The following is a 19,571-nucleotide window of genomic DNA, read 5'->3' on the forward strand; positions in this document are numbered from 1 at the left end:
TAATAAACATCACTGGGAAATCGTACCGCTTAAGGGAATATATGATACAGGACGATGAATGAGCAAACTTGTACATTCTTAAATGATCAAAAATGTACATTTTGATATTGACATTTATAAACGATAAGTGTAATGATCGGAAAAGGTTCTGTGAACCATAATACCAGAGCATTTACAGCTAAGAATGTAGATAAAAACAGAAGTGCTGATAATGTGGAATTTCGCCAGGAAGATATTAAACAGGTTTATCATAAGTTGTTCGACGAAGCTTTGGAACGATATAATGCAAAACAGAAACGGAAAGATCGGGTGATTGATAATTATTATGAAAAAATCAAAAGGGGAAAGCAGGAAAAGTTATTTCATGAAGTGATATTTCAGATTGGAAATAAAGATGATATGAATGCCAAAAGTGAAGATGGATTGTTGGCAAAAAGGATTTTAACGAAATTTATGGATGAGTTCCAAGCTAGAAATCCGAACTTGTATGTATTCTCGGCACATTTGCATATGGATGAAGAAACACCGCATCTGCATATTGATTTTGTACCATATATTACAGCTAGTAAGCGAGGACTTGATACAAGGGTATCATTAAAATCTGCATTGGCGGAAGAAGGCTTCACTGGTGGCACCAGAGGTGCTACCGAATTAAATCAGTGGATTGCATCAGAGAAGCAGGAACTTGCTACAGTCATGGAACGATATGGTGTGGAATGGTTGCAAAAGGGTACGCATGAGAAACATTTGTCGGTGCTCGAATTTGAAAAGAAAGAGCGGGCAAGGGAAGTAGCTGAATTGGATAGCCAGAAGCGGGAAATATCTTCGGTGGTTGCACAGCTTGGAGAAGAGGTTTCTGTAAAGAAACAGGAATTAAAGAATGCTACAACTGAAAAAGAACTGGCAGAAGAGGCTACGCAAAGGGCAAAAGAAGAAGGGGCTGTGGCACAACAGGAGAAGGAAGTATTGCTTGCAAGTAATCAAGATTTGAGGATGGAAAATGCAAGGCTTGAGAGTCGCAAAGATAGACTTCGTATGGATAATCATGATTTGAAGCAAAAGCAGTTACAGTTGCAGACCGATAATGAAGAACTGGAACAAAGGCATGAAGATTTACAATATACGAATAGTAAATTGGAGAATATGAATGATCAGTTATTTGCTGACAATCACACTCTGGAGCAAAGGAATGATTCATTGAAATCTGATAATCAGGTATTAAGACAGAAATACAATGATTTGCAACAGAATAATGTTCAACTTGAAAAGCAACAGAATGAACTTAAGAGCCATATAGAGCAGATGGTGCAGTCGGAGCAGTTATTACAGCGTGATGTAAGAAAGTATGATGAAGCACCGGAGTGGCAATTGCCGGAACCGGGAGCATTTGCAAGTGCTAAGTCATTTCGGGATAAGGTGGTTATGCCATTTGTGAATAAGCTGAAGTCGTTGATAAAGAATCTGACAATCCAGTGTGTAAGGCTAAAAGAGGAAGTATTACAGCTAAGGAAGGAAAAAAAGAGATTGTCAGATGATGTGGAGTTTTACAAGGGCAAGATTAGGGATATGAGTGATAGGACAGAGCTGTTGCAGGAAAAGGCTGATGATCTGGAGCGTGTGAAGAGATATGCCGGTGCAGAGCAGATTGATACGATTATTCGTAAGGTAAAGGAACAGGAGCGTACAGAGCAGCAGATAAGGAGGTATGGCAGGTCTTATGGGGAAAGATAATGGGAAGGATGGATTGATGATATGAAAGATAATCGAATGGACAATATCGTAGAATGTGTTTATAACATGGATAACGGCTATGCTGAGGTGTGGTTTACAGATGGAAATATGTTGCGTATAAAGTGCGAAGAAGTGGAGACTGTTCTGAGGATAACAGAGCAGTCACTGGCGAAGCTGCATAGGTTGTTGGATAACAAGCCAATAGAATATGTGGCAATGGCTTTGTCCGGGGAGATGCAGGCATATTGTGATATTGAGGATGATATGGTTAAGGGAATGTTTGGGACGATTGTGCAAGGGTATCTGAAGAAGGGGTATAACCGGGCTACGGCGGAGATGATGGCTAGGGAGTTTTTTAGGTATGAGAGATGAAAACTAATGAATAAATCATTATTCGGGAGGTCAACATTTTGAGTAATTGTTTGGCGTGAAAAAAGAAAAATTATATGATATATTAATTAATAGGAAAGAAGATTGGTTAAAAAATTAGTGTGTTTATAATCAATTGCATTCAATATTTAAACAGATAAAATGCTTGGATATAATAATTTGTGGTGAGGTGAATATCGTGACAATAGATCAGATTATCAAGAATATTGCACAGTTGGAATATAGTTTGTTTGTAGTAAATAGTTATGCAGCTGGAATTCAACAAAATGATGGACGATATATTACAAAATATTTTCCTATGTCACCATTTGTGATTGAACAAATGCTTAAAAGACAAGGGTCTATGGGATGTTATCAGCAGGGATATAAAACAAACAGAATTAAGTGGATATGTTTCGACTTTGATTGTAAAGATAAAGTCGAGCCAAACGTACTTTCTTTGTATAATCAGTGTATTGTTCCATTTATACAGATGCTAGATGAATTTGAAATTAATTACATGCTTGAGTTTTCTGGAAGAAGAGGTATTCATGTTTGGATAACATTTGATAAACTGATAGCAAAGGAATTGGGCTATCGAATTGTGTGTAAGTTGGAGCAGTGTTGTCCGGCACTGTATGGAATTATGGAAAGTAAGGAGTGGGGACTTGATAGATTTCCAGCTACAGACAGTAGTCGCAATAATATAGTTGGAAAACAAGTGAAATTCCCTCTTTCATGCCACATGTCTGGGGATAGATCGTTTTTTTTTACTAGAGTTTTTCAGAAAAAAGATGATACTGAGTCAGAAAAGTTCTTCCAAGAACAGCTGACGATACTTGAGGATTATAAGCCAAATGATGTAGAAAAAGTTACAATTAGATTGGGCATAGATATATCACAAAGCGATGAGGTAAAATTAAAATATAGAAAATATCGTTTAGTAGATAAATTAGAAATAACAGTGGATCAAGTGATAGATATTTTATCAGAGACGGAAGTATTCAAAAAAATTTTTTTGAGAATGAAACAAGGATTAGCAATGCCACAAGATTGGACTGTGTTACTTGGAACATTGTATCTATGCGATTCGAATGCACAGCTTGTAAAAGATGTGTTTAGGAAATTCCCTAATTATGATGAACATAAGACATATAGTAATATTGAAAAAGTAGGTGGTAGATATTTCCCGGCTACGTTTGAATATCTTTATCACATTTATGGAATGCAGATAGAAAGCAGCCTTGATGGACAGGAGACAAGTTTACATTATTTACTGCGCAAATGTGGTTTGGAACAAAATATTTTGGTACAGTATGAGGAATTGAATGAGAAGAAGGCTGTTTCTGATATTGGGCTTACAGTAAAAAAGGAAAAGGCTTATTTAAAAGATAATGATGAGGTGCCGGATGTTTCTATATGGAATAGGTTATGTAATTTGAGGCAATATGATTTAAAATACTATGATGATATAATTGAAAAGATAGTAAGAGGAGAAAAAATTGAATATGTACCAACTGAATATAAAGTTTATGAGAGAGAAGAATCATCAGAAAAGGTAAGAAGATTGGTATCACTTTCTGCTAAAGATCGCGTTATTACAACCAATCTTGCATTGCGATTGTGTAGCAAAATGAAAATAAATTGGAAATCATTTAGTTATCATATATCTTACACTTCGCAAGAGAGAATTTTTTATTATTGGTATTCATCATGGGGGAAATTTATAGATCACATCAGAGTATTTACAGAAATCCCTTTTATGGATAATTATGAAGCGTTTTATATAGACTTAAAAGGTTTTTATGATCATATTGATTTTGTGTCAGTATTTAGGTCTTTTGAAAATTTTCTGGATGAAGAAACAAAAAATATTTTTGTTTTTTTAACGGAATTTAATGATATATTGATGAAAAAGTTACAGAATGGACGACGGATTGGTGTTCCACAGGGACCAGCCTATGCAAGGATTATTGCTGAGATGTTTTTGAATCAATTATTAGAGTCTATGTGTCAGCAATTTAAAAATAGCGGATTTTATATGTATCGTTATGTTGATGATATTGTCTTTTTTTGTGAACCAGATTTTGATGGAAAGGCAATGTATGATTATTTAATTGGCACACTTCCATCAGCGGGACTCCCCATAAATTATGATAAAACCAAATATTTTGGAAAAATTAGTTCTATAAATGACGAAGATAGAAGAGAACTTCTTCATCAAGATAGTTTTAACTATGAATTAAAGGAAAATGAATATACAGGAATTCTTGTTGAAGAAGAAAGACGAAAAAAATTAAAGAATTATTTAATGAAAAATCCATTTAATGTAGGTTCTTTGGGATATATATTTGGCACAAATACATTTTCAGAGGCACAAAGTTGGTGCTTAGATTACTATCGTGAAGATATTTTGAAAAGTTGCAATGGTAGAGGGAGCAATTTTAGAAAATTTTATGAATTTTTATTTAAAAATGAAAGATATATGAAGCTTATTTTGGATAATGAGGAGTTAGAACTTATATCACTTGATTCGTTAAATTTTAGCAATTTTGTACATTCGCTGTATTATGCTGTGCAAGATCATGTGATTGCTCCCTCTCTTTTCGAAAGGATTAAGCATGAATATATAGAAAAATTGTTTGATACAAAAATGAAGAAGGATGACGAAATAATCATAAATGCTTTGAGATTAATTACTGCGGAGGTGTCAGATGAAAAAGCTTGAGATATATTTACAGGTGTTGCAAGCAGGACAACACGAAAGAAAAATAATATTGAAAACAATTGAAGAATTAAAATCATGTACACCACAAGAATTATCGGAGAATAGATTACTGGTTGCAGCAGTGTACTGCCAATTGCTTCAGTATTGTCAATCTATGTATGAAGGAAATGTTCCACAAGACATAGTAGAAGAACTATTACAGACATTTGAGAATATTGAACAGATTGGTGTAGAAGCGACTAAAAAGGAACGATATGATAGTAATTTGACCACAGTATGGTTTTTACATGAATTAAAAATACATGGTAAGACTGGGGATGTTTGGAGAATAGAGGATGAGTTGCTTCAAAACTCTATACAGATTCTTATACAGGAATTAGATAATATTTATTTTGTTTTTGATATTAAAGAAAACGAACAATATTTTTTTCCTATTCATAATATGATAGCAAAAGTTGTTGAAAGACCAGAATTTGTAGATATTAATAATCCCTTGGGAATATATCAGATACATATTCTTCAACTTGCTGTTAGATTATTTGTTAATAGTGAAGATAAACAGAAAATTCTTCAGACACTAATTGACCAGTGCAATTTAAGATTTATTAAGTATCTTAACACTTCTGGGTATATAATAGATACGTTGGATTTACTTAATTATCAGAAAAATGGAGTTATGATTTTTTATGATGCTATGACAAATAAAGTTCTTGTAAGGCATAAAAGCCGAGAATATTTTGAAGGAAAGCCTTTATGGGAAATAGATGGAGTAACAATCGAAGAGGAAAAAGATTATCATAGGAATAAAATAGGTTTTTTTGTGGAATATGATTTGGAGAAAAGCGATTCATTGGAAGATCATTCTGATATTCTAAAAACTGAAGAGGGAAGACAGGCTTTTTTGAGGTTGTTTTTTGATAAAAGGGCATATAATATTCTTTTTGAATATTCTATTATTAAGAAAGCGGATGGCTCTTTATTACCAGTTAATCCATTCTGTTATAATGATAATAAAATAGTAAAAGGATGGTTAAAAAATAAGACGGGCACAATTTACGAAAAAGAACATTTAATAGATGCGTTACGTGAATACAGGAGTTCGGCACTTAAAGTTTGCAAAGAGTGTGTGATGAATAGAGTGGCATTTGGTTTAGCTATTATGCTTCTTCAAAATGAGAATGTAGGAGTGAATGGACTTGGGGTGGATGAATTAAATTCAAGTGAATGGTATCAAAGTCAAGTGTTGAAAAATTGGGTGGAGCATTGCTCTGATTCTGTAGAAGCTTTGACATTTATAGCAGGGCAATGGCAAAGAGAAAATGAATACTGTGCCATTACTTATAAGAAAAATAAAAATTCAAGGGAGAAAAACATTGAAGAGCACGAAATAGAACCATTGGATTTTTATCCTTTAAAGAGCGATAATAGTTGGATGTATCAGATTATAGGATGCAAAAATCCAACAGGATGGTATGTTTTGCATGGTAAAGTTCAAGAGGATAGTGAAGGAAAATTTATTTTGGCTGTAGATTTAGTCAGCGATGTTGTAGGGAAAAAGTTTAGCCAAGATACAGAAATGACCCAATTATTGATAGACACAGAGGTTCTTGATGATCCAGAAGGATTGATTGAAGAGATTTGGGGAAGTGGTGATGAGTATTATTTGTTATATAACAATAAGAAACAAAGTGGCGTTGTTTGCAATCAGACTCTGTTAAAGATGTTGTCAGCACTTGAAAAAACTCAGAGTAAGAATTATCTTACATTGGAAACGGCTTCTGAAATAAGTCGGACACAGTATGATGACATTGTCGATATGATGCTACTTCAAAGAGCTGCTTTGGAGGAAGTGGGAAAAAGATACTTTTGTGATTTCGATTCACAAGTATATTACCGATTAATACATAATTTGCTTTGGTCAGAAATTGATAAGGTAAAGATAGGGAGTTATTTGAAAATATTTATGCATCATCAGAAGTTGAAATTTTCAGAAATTAATCGTGATGAAAAATTTATACGAAAGGATGTAAATACATTATATGTTCCTAAGGATGGGCGAGAAAGTGATAGTGTGCTTACAAGTATATACGAAACATATTTGAAAGCCAAAAGTGTTCGAGAGTCAAATGATATGTATAATTATATGCTAGTGTTGAAAGAAGATGGGTTCTATTACAATGACAATCGGATTAATAACATTGTATTTCTTTGTGATAATTTTGAATGCGGTTCAGCAACTATAAGAATGCTGAAGGCCTATCTGAATCTTGATGTTACGGACGAAAGTGAAAAGAGAAAAGTAGAACAGGTAAGAGCAAGTAGACAGAAATATTTTATCAAACAAAATGGTTCAGATGTTGCACCAGAACAACGTGTTGAGGTTCCATTAGAGTCTGTTATTAAAAAGAATAATTGCACAATAGAGATACACGGATATTATGGAACTGAAATAGGGAAAAAGGCAGTTGAAGATTTTCTTAATGAACAGCATATTAATTCAGGTGTGGTTTCCTATGAAAGGCAAATAACAAAACAAGCAACTCAGATTATGAAAGAAGTAAAAGAAATATGGCCTCATTTTGCTCCTAAAGCAAATGTATATACTGTAGTGCGTGAATTTAATATGCCTAAGATGAATGTATTTCCGGTAACAATGTTAAACAATCCCAAGATGGCGATTTGTATGTTTGTAAAAAAAGATGAAATTAAGAAAAGCCAAAAGTGATTTGGATGTTTGATGGCTCCATTTTGGCTCTAAAAATTTTAGACGAGGTACACAAAAATGCAAAATAAGATGAATATGAAGAATAAAATGCACAAATGTGTACCACAAAACAGCCAGATAAATCTCTCCGCCCAAGAGTTTGAATAGTAGCCACAAGTCTTGGAACCCGTTAAGCAAGCGGCTTCCAGGACTTTTTCTTTTCCTCTGCTACTATTTTGCTACTAATAGCAACTACTCTATATCACATCGTTTCGGTGGCAAATCAGTGTAGGTTTGTGTTAAATTATCTTTCTTTGAGGCATCTGTATGATTTTGGCAGATGTCTTTTTTCTGTTAATGGTGCTGGACCATATGGAAGATTTACTGCTAAGCCTTACCTTTCTTCGTCAGATATCAGAGGATTGCATAAGGCGGAGCTGTCACCATTCCAAAAGAAATTTTATGCAAAGTTATACAGGCTAAGGATTGTAGAACAGAAGTGTTTTGTAGTCAGTGGAGTAAAGTATACAGAGGATTTGAAGAGGTTTCATCGGTTACAGGACGAATATCTGCTGCTTGTGAATAATGACAGTAAAAGTGTTGTGGAGCTGGTGGATTTCATAAGTGAGCAGGAAGAAAAGATTCAGCAGATTGAGGGCAGACAGAAGGAGATATATAGAGAAAGCTCTAGCTGGAAACGGAAGATTAAGACGGATGAGCAGTATCATGAATATCAGATATAGCACGTGGAAGTGCAGGAAGAACTGGACGAGCTTAAGCAGGAGAAGAGAGAGATTAAGAGGCAGATACAGCTTGCTGATGGAATTATAAAAGAAGATTTGTATACGGCTTATTATGCGGTGTCGGAGAATGAGGAGATTGTTGCTGATAGAGAGATTGAAATACCGAGGATGGAAGAAAAGACTGCGGTTGAGGAAGGAGCGGCAGTAGTTATTGAGACTGATGCAAATGTTGAGGTAATGAATTCAGATAATTATCAGAATGAAATAGGTAGACAGAAAGAGCCAACGGATGGAGTTAGAAAACAACAGAATGATTTAGATGGCATAGAAATACCAGAGATTCTTAATTTGTCTGACGTGAATGTGGAAAGAGTTGGTGAAAGTATGACTGATGTAACAGATAAAAATGAATTTGTGGAAACTAGAGAAACTGAACCTGTGGACAAAGCTGACTGGATTGTCAGAAGAATATCAGAGCTTGGTGGTTATGAGAATGTCAGTGATTCTGTTAAGGCAGATATATTCGGATTTGATATTGCTGATATTAGTGGAAACATAAGGTTGTTTTCGGATGTAATGAAAAAACTTGGAATAAAGCTGGATGGGGATGAGCTTTATGAGGAATTCCAGAAGATTTATGAAGAGAGTGTTGGCAGAGATGCTGGTAAAGATAAAGTGGAAGATAAGATGTGGAATAGGGGCAGAGAGATGATTCCTCTGCATATCCCAGATTTACTTTACGTACCTGAATTATATATTGCAAATCGGGAAACAATCGCAAGAAGTTGCGATTGTTATTGATGATGTAGTGATTCTGTGATAACATATAAAATGTGGTACATGAAAACAGAGGTCAAAATGAAAGTATGAGGGTTTATCGTTTGGCTATGCAGATTGCAGAGCAAGAAAATGCGGATATGTTGATTGTGCAGTTAGCAGCCTTATTACACGATGTAGATGATGTTAAGCTTTTATCGGAAACACACGAGGCAAAGAAAAATGCAGTTGGATTTATGAAAAATAGTGGCGTGGATGATAAAGTTATAGCTTATGCGTGTAAGATTATAAATGAAGTTTCATTTGCAGGAATAGATTCTGTTGTGCCAAGCACGATAGAGGGAAAATGTGTACAGGATGCAGACAGGCTGGATGCAATGAGAGCGATTGGAATAGCAGGGACATTTGCATATGCTGTAGTAAAGGAAGAAGAATACATGATCCGGATATAAAACCTATGACTAATATGAATAAGGCAGATTATCAGCAGAACCATAATTCTACAAGTATTAATCACTTTTATGAAAAACTCTTGCTGCTTAAAGATATGATGAATACTGAGTCCGCAAAGAAAATGGCTGAGCATAGATAAGCTGTTATGGAGGACTTTCTTGAAGAGTTTATGGCAGAATGGGAAGGAGAAAAGTGATATGTTGGAAGTAAAATTTTATGATACAGTAGATGATTCACTATTGAAATTTGCAGTAATTATTTCGCAGAGCAATGGCAAGTGGGTATTTTGCAAACATAAGGAGCGAGATACCTATGAGGCTCCGGGAGGTCATCGTGAAGTGGGAGAAGATATTTTGGAAACTGCTAAGAGAGAACTTCAGGAAGAAACAGGTGCCATACAGTTTGATATTAATCCAATATGTGTTTATTCCGTTACGGGTAAGAATAGTGTAAATGAGACCGGTGAGGAAACATTTGGATTATTATGTTTTGCAGAAATAACGGAATTTGCTGGTAAGCTGGAAAGTGAGATGAAGAAGGTTGAACTTATGGATGAGTTGCCCCAAAACTGGACGTATCCGCTGATTCAGTCTAAATTGATTGAAAAGTATCTGCAGATAGAAACGCAGTCTTACAGCCAGATACAGCTGGCAGCAAAATAGACTATAGAATACATAAAGAATACTATCGAGCCGGGAATGAATTTACTCGAGATTCGAAAGCAATGTGAGGAAAACTGTTAGAGTTGGGTGCAGATTCGTTCTGGTATTGGGATGTTGGTGCATTTGTATTTGCAGGAGATGAAACATGCGTTTCTGTATCTGGTAAGCAGTATGTAACTTCGGATAGAGTTATAGGAAACAACGATATAATAACCATTGATTTAAGTCCACAGGCAGGTAATATCTGGGGAGATTATGCAAGAACTATTATTATGGAGAATGGCAAGGTTGTAGAGGATATAGGGATGATTGAAAATCTGGAATGGAAACGTGGTCTCCAGATGGAAGAGAAATTACATGCGGAATTGTTACGTTTTGCTACGAAGGAAACAACCTTTGAGAAATTGTACTATCACATGAATGAGTTCATAGTGGAAAATGGATTTGTGAATCTTGATTTTATGGGCAATCTGGGGCATTCCATTGTAAAAACCAAAGGTGATAGAGTTTACATTGAAAAAGGTAATATGACCAAGTTTGGCGATGTAAAGTATTTTACATTTGAACCGCACATAGCATTTCCAGATTCAAAGTATGGATATAAGAAAGAGAATATTTATTACTTTGATGAAAATGGGCTGATGAAACTTTAAGATATAGATTGGATGAAAAAATGATTAGAGAAGCAAACAAAAATGATTTAGATGAAATATTACAGCTTTACCTGTATCTTCATGAAAAAAGTATACCGGAAGATTCACAGCATTTAAGAAGCATATGGAATAATCTTATGAATGATGTAAATCACCATCTTATTGTTTGTGAGATTGATGGCAAGATCGTGGCATCCTGCGTATGTGTGATTATTCCCAATCTCACAAGAAATGTTCGTCCATATGCATTTGTTGAAAATGTGGTAACACATGGGGAGTATCGAAAGAAAGGTTATGCTACAGATCGCCTAAATTTTGCTAAGAAAATTGCAGAAGAGAATCATTGCTACAAGATGATGTTGCTTACAGGTTCAAAGGAAGAAAGTACATTGAATTTCTATCGAGATGCCGGTTATAACAGTTCTGACAAGACTGCATTTATACAGTGGATTGATATGTAAAATAAGGAGCAAGATTATGATATATGAATTAGCAAATCCAGAAGATATACAGGCTGTGTACAATGTGGTGCAGCATACAATAAAAACAATATATCCGAAGTATTATCCAATGGAAGTAGTAGATTTTTTCTACGGACATCACAGTGAGGATGCTATAGAAAAGGATATTAAAAATGGTTATGTAAGTGTGCTAAAAATAGATGGAACAATCGTAGCAACAGGTTGTTTTGTGGATAATCATATCACAAGAATCTATGTCCTGCCGGAACACCAGAAAAAGGGATATGGTACATTTATTATGAAAAATATCGAAGTTCAGATTAGCGAAAAATACGATAAGGAATATCTGGATGCTTCACTGCCGGCAGCAGCACTTTATGAAAAGCTGGGCTTTTCAACTGTAAAGCATGAATGTTATCCTGTGGAAAATGGAGTGATACTTGCGTATGAGGTTATGGAAAAGGAACTTCATAAAATCTCGACAGATATAAATTATGATGGAAGAAAATTTATCCCCAAAATGAATTCTGAAAACGGTGAGGTTGGTGAACAGACCAACTTTACATATCATCAGAATGGAAATCTATTGTGGGCTGAATATAGCGGTGGAGATATATTAAAAGGTTCGTTGATTGGATCGGTTTTATGTAATGGGGAACTTGATTTTGTGTATCACCACATGAATCAGAATATGCAAATAAAGACAGGTAAGTGCCATAGTGTGCCAACTGTACAAGAAAACGGGAAAATAGAACTTTCTGAAAAATGGCAATGGACAAGTGGAGATTATTCTAAAGGAGAGTCTTTGTTAGTTGAGGTGTAGGATGTTAGAAAGATTTGAATATAAAAGAGCAACAATGGAAGATTTAGACGAATTGGTAAGAACAAGGATTGTTGTCCTTCGTGCAGCAAATAAGTTGTCAGATGATGAGGATATGTCAGTTGTGGAGGAGGAATCATATGCATATTATAGGCGTGCGTTGGAAACCGGTGAGCATATTGCGTATCTGGTGTATGATAACGGGGCATTTATCGGTGCAGGTGGTGTCAGTTTTTATCAGGTAATGCCCACCTACCATAATCCAACAGGTAAAAAGGCTTACATTATGAATATGTATACGGCACCTGAATATCGCAGACAAAGAATCGCGCTTCATATGTTAGATTTACTGGTTAAGGATGCGAAAAAACAGGATGTGTTACAGATTGCGTTGGAAGCGACGGATATGGGACGACCTTTGTATGAGAGATATGGATTTGTGAAAATGGAAGATGAAATGGAGCTGATCAAATGACAAGAGTGTATTTCGTGCGTCACGCACAGCCAGAACACGATTGGGAAGAAGACAGGACAAGACCTTTGACGGAAGAAGGTAAGAAAGATTCTGCAATTGTTCTGGAATTTTTGAAGGATAAGAAAATAGATGCATTTGATTGTAGTCCGTATAAACGCAGCATGGATACCATTGCAAAGGCAGCAGATTTTTTTACAAAAGAGATTATAACAGATGAGAGATTGGTGGAGCGCGAAAAGGGACCTAATGGAAACAACCACGGAATGTTCCCAAAACGGTGGGCTGATCATAATTATCATGAAGAAGGTGGAGAGTCCATTGCTATGGTGCAAAAACGTAACATAGAGACACTGAATGAGATTTTATCAGATAATACGGATAAAGATATTGTTATAGGAACCCATGGTACTGCCCTTAGTACGATATTGAATTTTTATGACAATAGTTTTGGATGTGAAGATTTTCTGAGAATTATAGATTGGATGCCATATATTATAGAACTGGATTTTGAAGGCGATAAGTTGGTTGGCAAACAGGAACATTGCCATGTGCAGAAGGAATTTAAGGGCAAGCAGCGTGCGGATAAGAAGTAGTGAGGAATAGATGAATACACGATATTATATGGTCATTATCAAGGGGGAAATAAAGACATCCGAAATAATGTCATGTGGTTACAATAGAAATACCCAAAAATGGGATGTAAAATTCAATAATGGAAAAACATACTCGTATGCATATTTGAATGTGGAAAAGTTGACTGATCCGGAAGTTTTGAATCCTAACATGTATCGGATTAGCAGAGAAGGACGAGAGTTCTTTGATGTTAATGCAATATATGTATTTAGAAGCGGAAGTGAGTCTTATTGGCACATTTGTTTTGGCAATGGTAGTGAAAGAAATTATCGTCGGAACGACTTGCATATTATAGAGTCATGTCTTGCCCAGAGTCAGTCATCAAATGTATTTGAATATATAAAGCAAATTGCAGGTTTGAGTAATCTTAAGAATGAAGAGACTGGTGAAAAATTATTGTCTAAGAAGTTTGACAAGATTTCTTTTGTGGGTAGTGATGTAGCTCTAGCAAAGTATTTGAGTCCATCATCATTGCAAGGAAAAAGAGCAGGACGTGAATATATTCCAATTTTCCCATTTGGATGCAACAACAGTCAGTATAAGGCTGTAAAAAATGCCCTGGAGAATCAGATTAGTGTTATACAGGGGCCTCCAGGAACAGGGAAGACACAAACAATATTGAATATTATTGCCAATATATTAATGCAAGGGAAAACGGTACAGATAGTATCCAATAATAATTCGGCAACAGAAAATGTATATGAAAAATTATCTTCTCCAAAATACAATTTGGGTTTTATAGCTGCAACATTAGGAAGTTCTAAAAATAAGAAATTATTTGTTGAGCATCAGAACGCTGCTTATCCCGATTTTTCGTCGTGGAAAATGGGAGAAGATCCAGGTGTTTTGCAGAAGGAAATAGCAGAGCAATCCAGTCAGTTAAAAAGTGTTTTTGATAAGCAGGAAAAATTAGCGTGTTTAAGGCAGGAACTTTCACAGTTGGTTACTGAACAGGAATATTTCAATCAATATGCTAAAGAATCAGATGTTCATACAGATAGTATTAAGTTTAAGAAAAATCTATCTTCAAAGCAATGGATGGTATTGTGGCAGGAGTGCCAGTTGATTTCAGAAGAGAAAACGGCAATAGGATTTTGGTTTAAGATAAAAGCCTTATTTAAATATGGAGTAACCAATTGGGGCATTTATAAGCAGGATATTTCAAAGATAATTACAACCTTTCAGGCAATGTATTATTGTGCGAAGCAGGCGGAGTTGTCTGCGGAAATTGCAGATATTGAAAAGTATTTAAATGGTGTTAATAAAAATTTGCTTGAGGATTTATGCAATCAGTCAATGGTTGTCCTAAAAGACAAACTGGCAAGGAAATATGAAGGTAACAGTAGTAGGAAAACTTTTAGTGAAGATAATTTGTGGAAGGAACCATACGATGTATTGGCTGAGTATCCGGTTATATTAAGTACAACATTTTCATCAAGAAACAGCCTGAATTCAGATGTGGTGTATGATTACCTTATCATGGATGAGGCGTCACAGGTAGATATTGCAACTGGTGCGTTGGCATTGTCCTGCGCAAGGAATGTTGTTATTGTGGGTGATACCAAGCAACTTCCTAATGTTGTTACAGATGATATAAAGGCCAAGGCAAAATCTATATTTGACAGTTTTAATGTGAGTGAAGGATATCAGTATACAAACAGTTTTCTGCAATCCATTTTGGATGTTATGCCAAATGTAACACAAACATTGTTGCGGGAACATTATAGGTGTCACCCCAAAATAATCAATTTCTGTAACCAGAAATTCTATCGTGGTGAATTGATTATTATGACAACGGATAAGGGTGAAGAGGATGTTTTATCGGTAGTAAAAACGGTAGCGGGAAATCATGAGCGTAACCATTATAGCCAGCGCCAGATAGATGTTATTAAAAATGAGATTATACCAAAATATGTTTCAAATCCGGAAGAAACCGGAATTATTGCACCGTACAAAAATCAGGTAGAAGCATTAAGCAAGGAGATAACAGGTATTGATGCTGCTACAGTGCATAAGTTCCAGGGCAAGGAGAAAGAGAATATTATTATATCTACCGTGGATGATGAAATATCTGATTTTGCAGATGATCCATATTTAATCAATGTTGCTGTATCAAGAGCCAAAAAGAAATTGATGTTGGTTGTAACTGGAAATGAGCAATCAAAAGAGCACAATATAACAGATTTGATTGATTATATTCAGTATAATAATTTTGAGGTTACTGAAAGCAAGATTTATTCGATTTTTGATTACCTTTACAAGCAGTATACTGAGGAAAGAAGGGTATACTTGCAGAAGCACAAAAAAGTATCAGAATATGATTCGGAAAATCTAATGTATTCATTGATAGAGGACATTATCTCCGCTAACAAGTATTCAAGCTTAGATGTTGTTTGTCATTTTCCATTGAATATGTTGATTAAGAATCCAGAATTATTAAATGAGCAGGAATGTCAGTATGCAATGAATCCGGCAACACATTTAGATTTTCTGCTTTACAACAGAATTGGTAAAAAGCCTGTGTTGGCGATTGAGGTTGACGGATATGAATACCATAAAGAGGATACCGTTCAGGCTTCAAGAGATTTATTGAAAAATCATATAATGGAGCTGTATGAAGTTCCATTACTGAGATTTATGACTAATGGTAGTGGTGAGAAAGAAAAGATTATCGAGATGTTGGATAAGTTGGTTGGATAACCGAAACAGGTAATAAAATGGGAGATGATATTATGGCTGTATCATATAAACGATTATGGAAATTATTAGTGGATAAAGAAATGAGCAAATCAGATTTGCGTAAAAAGGCAGAAATTGCCCCTAACACAATGACAAAGCTTCGCCGTGATGAAGAGGTGAGCCTAGCAATTCTTAGCAAAATCTGCAAAACTTTACATGCAGACTTTGGTGATATTGTGGAGTATGTGCCGGATGCAGAAATATGGGATTTGTATAATGAGAACCGAGAGCTTCTGGGAAAAGATCATGTCAGAGGCGAGCAGTTACCGATAGATGGCTACCATTTGGTGGTGCATGTCTGGATTCGTAATTCTAAAGGAGAGTACCTTATCTCGCAGCGTTCTGCAAACAGACCGACATACCCTTTGATGTGGGAATGTGTAGGTGGTTCGGTTGTAAAAGGTGAGGACAGTTTATTAGGAGCAATTCGAGAGGCAAAGGAAGAAGTTGGAGTTGATTTGATGCCGGAAAATGGACAAGTACTTTTTACAAAGACACGAAAAATCATTGATGGAAAAATTTTTAATGATATTATGGATGTTTGGCTGTTTGATTACGATGGGGAGGTTGATTTAGGCAATGCCACAACAGATGAGGTGGCACAGGTTGCTTGGATGAATCGGGAACAGATAAAAGAATTGTTTGATGCAAATATGTTTGTAGATACATTGGAATATTTTGAACTATAGTCAAGTAAGTGGACACGATTATTAGAAAAATCTTTCTGGAACGAGGCATTAAGCCTGATTCCAGAAGAGTTCTTCTTTTTCGTTTGGTGTTAGCATCCCAAGAGAGCCGTGAGGCCTTCTTGAGTTGTAAAATCCTTCAATATATTCAAATATGGATAGCTGTAACTCTTGCAAAGAGTGATAGGTTCTCCGGTTAGTTTCTTCTTTTTTGAGGTATTTGAAGAAACATTCACAGCAAGCATTATCGAAGGGATAACCTTTCTTTGAGAATGATTGCACGACATTAAGAGAATCCAATAACTGCCTGAATGAAAAAGCAGTATATTGAGATCCTCGATCAGAATGGAACATAAGCCCTTTAGGACAGTTCCTTTTATCATAAGCTTTTTTGAACGCAGTCATTACTAAATCAACATCAGGTTTTGCAGAAGTGTTCCAGGCGATGACTTTGCGTGAAAATAAATCCATTACAATACAGAGGTAATATCGTTTACTAGTGGTACTAGAACATAAACAGTATAACCCCAAATGAGTATGTTGCATTCCCCTGATTAGTGATATAATAAATGCATTGGACTAAAATAGAGAACGGAGGCTATCCATGCAGGAAGAAAAAATATCACTCATCCGAAGCGGCTTAGAAACAGCATACATTAACGGAAATGTTGCATCAGAGTTATCCTATAAGCCGAATTTTGTTTCAAATAATTACAATGAAGGTAAGAAAGTTCTTTCTGTAATCGAGGATGAACTTTTGAAATGTGACAAGTTTCAAATAAGTGTTGCGTTTATTACACTTGGTGGAGTAACACCACTTTTGCAAACATTAAAAGAGCTAGAAAAAAAGGGGATTCCGGGAGAAATTCTGACTTCTGATTATCTTGATTTTAGTGAACCTTTAGCATTGAAAAAGTTACATTCATTAAGTAATGTTAAGATCAAAATGTATGATACAAAAGCTGCAAATAACGGTTTTCATACGAAAGGCTATATTTTCAAAGAAAAAGAAATATATCGCATTATTATTGGAAGTTCCAATATGACAAGTGCCGCACTCACAACAAATCGTGAATGGAATACGAAGTTAGTTTCGACATTTCAGGGAGAAATGGCAGAAGATATTTTACAAGAATTTGATGAGCTTTGGAATTCGAAATATGCATATGAGTATGATACATTTTATGAAGAATACAAACAAAGATATGATATTATCAAAACGCAAAAAAGGATAGCACAAGAGGAAAATGTCACTTCATTAGAGCGGTATAGATTAAAACCAAATAGCATGCAAGTTCGTTTTATCGCAAATCTTCGAAAAATTTTGCAGCATAATGAACAAAGGGCATTGTTGATCAGTGCAACAGGTACCGGTAAAACATATGCATCTGCTTTCGCTATGCGCGAACTCGGATTTAAACGGGTGTTATTTCTCGTTCATAGAGCAACACTCGCAACGCAGGCGAAAAATTCTTATCAAAGAGTTTTTGGTAATGCTGTGTCTATGGGATTAGTGGGGGCAGGTTATCATCAATATGGCAAAGATTATGTATTCGCGACTGTTGAGACATTGAACAAAGATGCACATTTGCAAAAATATAAACCGGATGAATTTGATTGTATTATTTTAGATGATGAGCGCGTTATAATAAGGACAAAGTTAGAGAAACCCAGTAAAATCAAGGGGTTAGCACTAATTTAGTCCTTATTTTTATACCATTTTAGCGGTAAAGATAGGGCAGCGCTGCAATATTAAACCGAAAATTCAAGTCAGCATCACAGATGTCCACAATCAGTCTGAGAGTGAATCTGTGCGCTTAGATTAGGTACAATTTTTATATCAAAAACATTTAGTGAGGACTAAATTAGCACTTGAGATGGAATACTCCATCAGCTGGTTTGGTCCTCTTTTTATTTGAGAGGAGTGGTCGAATGGGCAAGGTGTTAATTTGGTTCGTAATCATTATTAGTATAGTGGTTCTTTACTGTCTTATGAAAGTTAAGGCAGAGAGTGATGAACTGTATGAGGAATTAATGAGAAAGCATTTTTATGGCAGGTCAGAAGATATTCTTGCATCTGACAAAACCGAGCACTTGAAAGGGTGTGGGTAATTATATGAAATTTTGCAAAACAATAATGCAGACAATACAGAAAAGGAGTGAAAGGAACATGAATAACAAGTTAGAAGTAATCGGCATTGATCATGGCTGGTCAATGATGAAAACAATCTCTCAGGTATTTGTCACAGGTGTTAAGGAGATTACAACAACTCCGGCACTTTTCGGTGATGTACTTGAGTATGAAGGAAAGTTCTATAAGGTTGGAACTGTGAGGCAGGAAGTAAAGGATACCAAGGTCGAAGATGACAGCTTTTATCTTCTCACTCTTGCAGCAGTTGCTAAGGAACTTAAAAGAAGAGGTCTTGCAGAGGCAAAGGTATTTCTTGCTGTAGGACTTCCACTTACAAGATTTGGAGCTGAGAAGAATGACTTTATCAAGTACCTGACAAAGAATAAGCGTGTAAACTTCAAATATGAGAATGAGTCATATCATATTGAAATTGATGATGTGGCAGTATTCCCTCAGTGTTATGCAGCAGTAGTGGATAAGATTCCTACAATGGCAAAGAAAACGCTGATAGTAGATATCGGTAGCTGGACAATCGACATTATGCCGGTAATCAACAAGTCACCGGATGAATCAAAGTGCGTGACGATACCAAAAGGTCTTATTACCTGTATGCGTTCTATCAATGAACAGTGTGTAAGACAACTTAACGGAGAGGTAGACGAGTCAGAGATACAGAACATCATGCGATATGGCAGGTCAGATATTGATGATGAATACTTTGCCATTATCAAGGCAGAGATAGAGGATTTTGTTGATAAGGTATATAACTCAATCCGTGAGTTTGGGTATAACTTAAAGACTACACC

Annotated in this window: 18 protein-coding genes; 17 read left to right on the top strand and 1 reads right to left on the bottom strand. The window is 35.7% G+C overall.

Annotated features, from left to right (window positions below; translation table 11 throughout):
* The first annotated feature begins 132 nt into the window (after positions 1-132).
* The 15 genes from H8700_RS01345 (at position 133) to H8700_RS01415 (ending at position 16,637) form a co-directional block, all read left to right on the top strand.
* Positions 133-1,731 (top strand): plasmid recombination protein, encoded by a 1,599-nt coding sequence (locus H8700_RS01345; RefSeq protein ID WP_249302467.1) that lies wholly within the window; start codon positions 133-135, stop codon positions 1,729-1,731.
* Positions 1,732-1,752: 21 nt separating this feature from the next.
* Positions 1,753-2,103, top strand: coding sequence for a DUF6061 family protein (locus H8700_RS01350; RefSeq protein WP_249302468.1), 351 nt, complete (start codon positions 1,753-1,755; stop codon positions 2,101-2,103).
* 196 nt (positions 2,104-2,299) lie between these two features.
* Positions 2,300-4,828: a reverse transcriptase domain-containing protein gene (locus H8700_RS01355; protein ID WP_249302469.1), complete on the top strand. Its 2,529-nt coding sequence runs from the start codon at positions 2,300-2,302 to the stop codon at positions 4,826-4,828.
* The gene (locus H8700_RS01360; RefSeq protein ID WP_249302470.1) at positions 4,815-7,553 is read left to right on the top strand and encodes a hypothetical protein; all 2,739 of its coding nucleotides are present in this window, start codon (positions 4,815-4,817) and stop codon (positions 7,551-7,553) included. Before H8700_RS01355 ends, H8700_RS01360 begins: the two co-directional genes overlap by 14 nt.
* A 275-nt stretch (positions 7,554-7,828) precedes the next feature.
* Positions 7,829-8,275, top strand: coding sequence for a hypothetical protein (locus tag H8700_RS01365; RefSeq protein WP_249302471.1), 447 nt, complete (start codon positions 7,829-7,831; stop codon positions 8,273-8,275).
* Between the two features lie 3 nt (positions 8,276-8,278).
* Positions 8,279-9,076 carry a hypothetical protein gene (locus H8700_RS01370; protein WP_249302472.1) on the top strand — a complete coding sequence of 266 codons (798 nt, stop codon included), beginning with the start codon at positions 8,279-8,281 and terminating at the stop codon, positions 9,074-9,076.
* A 65-nt stretch (positions 9,077-9,141) separates the two neighbouring features.
* Complete coding sequence (locus H8700_RS01375; RefSeq protein WP_330606260.1) at positions 9,142-9,504, top strand: HD domain-containing protein; 363 nt, start codon at positions 9,142-9,144, stop codon at positions 9,502-9,504.
* 159 nt (positions 9,505-9,663) lie between these two features.
* The gene (locus H8700_RS01380; RefSeq protein ID WP_330606261.1) at positions 9,664-10,167 is read left to right on the top strand and encodes an NUDIX hydrolase; all 504 of its coding nucleotides are present in this window, start codon (positions 9,664-9,666) and stop codon (positions 10,165-10,167) included.
* A gap of 83 nt (positions 10,168-10,250) precedes the next feature.
* Positions 10,251-10,820, top strand: coding sequence for a M24 family metallopeptidase (locus tag H8700_RS01385; RefSeq protein ID WP_249302475.1), 570 nt, complete (start codon positions 10,251-10,253; stop codon positions 10,818-10,820).
* A 20-nt stretch (positions 10,821-10,840) separates the two neighbouring features.
* A complete protein-coding gene (locus tag H8700_RS01390) occupies positions 10,841-11,281 on the top strand; it encodes a GNAT family N-acetyltransferase (protein WP_249302477.1) in 441 nt (146 codons plus the stop codon).
* A 16-nt stretch (positions 11,282-11,297) separates the two neighbouring features.
* On the top strand, positions 11,298-12,104 hold the full coding sequence (locus H8700_RS01395) for a GNAT family N-acetyltransferase (RefSeq protein WP_249302486.1): 807 nt from the start codon (positions 11,298-11,300) through the stop codon (positions 12,102-12,104).
* 1 nt (position 12,105) lies between these two features.
* A complete protein-coding gene (locus H8700_RS01400; protein ID WP_249302489.1) occupies positions 12,106-12,576 on the top strand; it encodes a GNAT family N-acetyltransferase in 471 nt (156 codons plus the stop codon).
* Complete coding sequence (locus H8700_RS01405; RefSeq protein ID WP_249302491.1) at positions 12,573-13,169, top strand: histidine phosphatase family protein; 597 nt, start codon at positions 12,573-12,575, stop codon at positions 13,167-13,169. The genes H8700_RS01400 and H8700_RS01405 overlap by 4 nt, the downstream gene beginning before the upstream one ends.
* Positions 13,170-13,179: 10 nt before the next feature.
* Positions 13,180-15,909 (top strand): AAA domain-containing protein, encoded by a 2,730-nt coding sequence (locus H8700_RS01410; protein ID WP_249302493.1) that lies wholly within the window; start codon positions 13,180-13,182, stop codon positions 15,907-15,909.
* A gap of 32 nt (positions 15,910-15,941) precedes the next feature.
* Entirely contained in the window at positions 15,942-16,637 is a 696-nt protein-coding gene (locus H8700_RS01415; RefSeq protein WP_249302494.1) for a helix-turn-helix domain-containing protein, read from the top strand.
* Between the two features lie 48 nt (positions 16,638-16,685).
* On the opposite strand, the gene H8700_RS01420 is transcribed toward H8700_RS01415, so the two are convergent.
* Complete coding sequence (locus H8700_RS01420) at positions 16,686-17,180, bottom strand: IS3 family transposase (RefSeq protein ID WP_283242156.1); 495 nt, start codon at positions 17,178-17,180, stop codon at positions 16,686-16,688.
* A 58-nt stretch (positions 17,181-17,238) separates the two neighbouring features.
* Here H8700_RS01420 and H8700_RS01425 point away from each other — a divergent pair, with 58 nt between their 5' ends.
* Positions 17,239-18,336 carry a DEAD/DEAH box helicase gene (locus H8700_RS01425; protein ID WP_249302496.1) on the top strand — a complete coding sequence of 366 codons (1,098 nt, stop codon included), beginning with the start codon at positions 17,239-17,241 and terminating at the stop codon, positions 18,334-18,336.
* A gap of 468 nt (positions 18,337-18,804) precedes the next feature.
* Positions 18,805-19,571: ParM/StbA family protein (locus H8700_RS01430; RefSeq protein WP_249302497.1), on the top strand; the 767-nt coding region annotated here is incomplete at its 3' end.

It is taken from the genome of Jutongia hominis (genome assembly GCF_014384965.1).
Classification (GTDB): domain Bacteria; phylum Bacillota; class Clostridia; order Lachnospirales; family Lachnospiraceae; genus Butyribacter; species Butyribacter hominis.

Excerpts from the sequence above, each read along its gene's own strand:
- H8700_RS01345 (WP_249302467.1), top strand. The coding sequence starts at position 133 with ATGATCGGAAAAGGTTCTGTGAACCATAATACCAGAGCATTTACAGCT.
- H8700_RS01350 (WP_249302468.1), top strand. The coding sequence starts at position 1,753 with ATGAAAGATAATCGAATGGACAATATCGTAGAATGTGTTTATAACATG.
- H8700_RS01360 (WP_249302470.1), top strand. The coding sequence starts at position 4,815 with ATGAAAAAGCTTGAGATATATTTACAGGTGTTGCAAGCAGGACAACAC.
- H8700_RS01375 (WP_330606260.1), top strand. The coding sequence starts at position 9,142 with ATGAGGGTTTATCGTTTGGCTATGCAGATTGCAGAGCAAGAAAATGCG.
- H8700_RS01390 (WP_249302477.1), top strand. The coding sequence starts at position 10,841 with ATGATTAGAGAAGCAAACAAAAATGATTTAGATGAAATATTACAGCTT.
- H8700_RS01395 (WP_249302486.1), top strand. The coding sequence starts at position 11,298 with ATGATATATGAATTAGCAAATCCAGAAGATATACAGGCTGTGTACAAT.
- H8700_RS01400 (WP_249302489.1), top strand. The coding sequence starts at position 12,106 with ATGTTAGAAAGATTTGAATATAAAAGAGCAACAATGGAAGATTTAGAC.
- H8700_RS01405 (WP_249302491.1), top strand. The coding sequence starts at position 12,573 with ATGACAAGAGTGTATTTCGTGCGTCACGCACAGCCAGAACACGATTGG.
- H8700_RS01410 (WP_249302493.1), top strand. The coding sequence starts at position 13,180 with ATGAATACACGATATTATATGGTCATTATCAAGGGGGAAATAAAGACA.
- H8700_RS01415 (WP_249302494.1), top strand. The coding sequence starts at position 15,942 with ATGGCTGTATCATATAAACGATTATGGAAATTATTAGTGGATAAAGAA.
- H8700_RS01420 (WP_283242156.1), bottom strand. The coding sequence starts at position 17,180 with ATGCAACATACTCATTTGGGGTTATACTGTTTATGTTCTAGTACCACT.
- H8700_RS01425 (WP_249302496.1), top strand. The coding sequence starts at position 17,239 with ATGCAGGAAGAAAAAATATCACTCATCCGAAGCGGCTTAGAAACAGCA.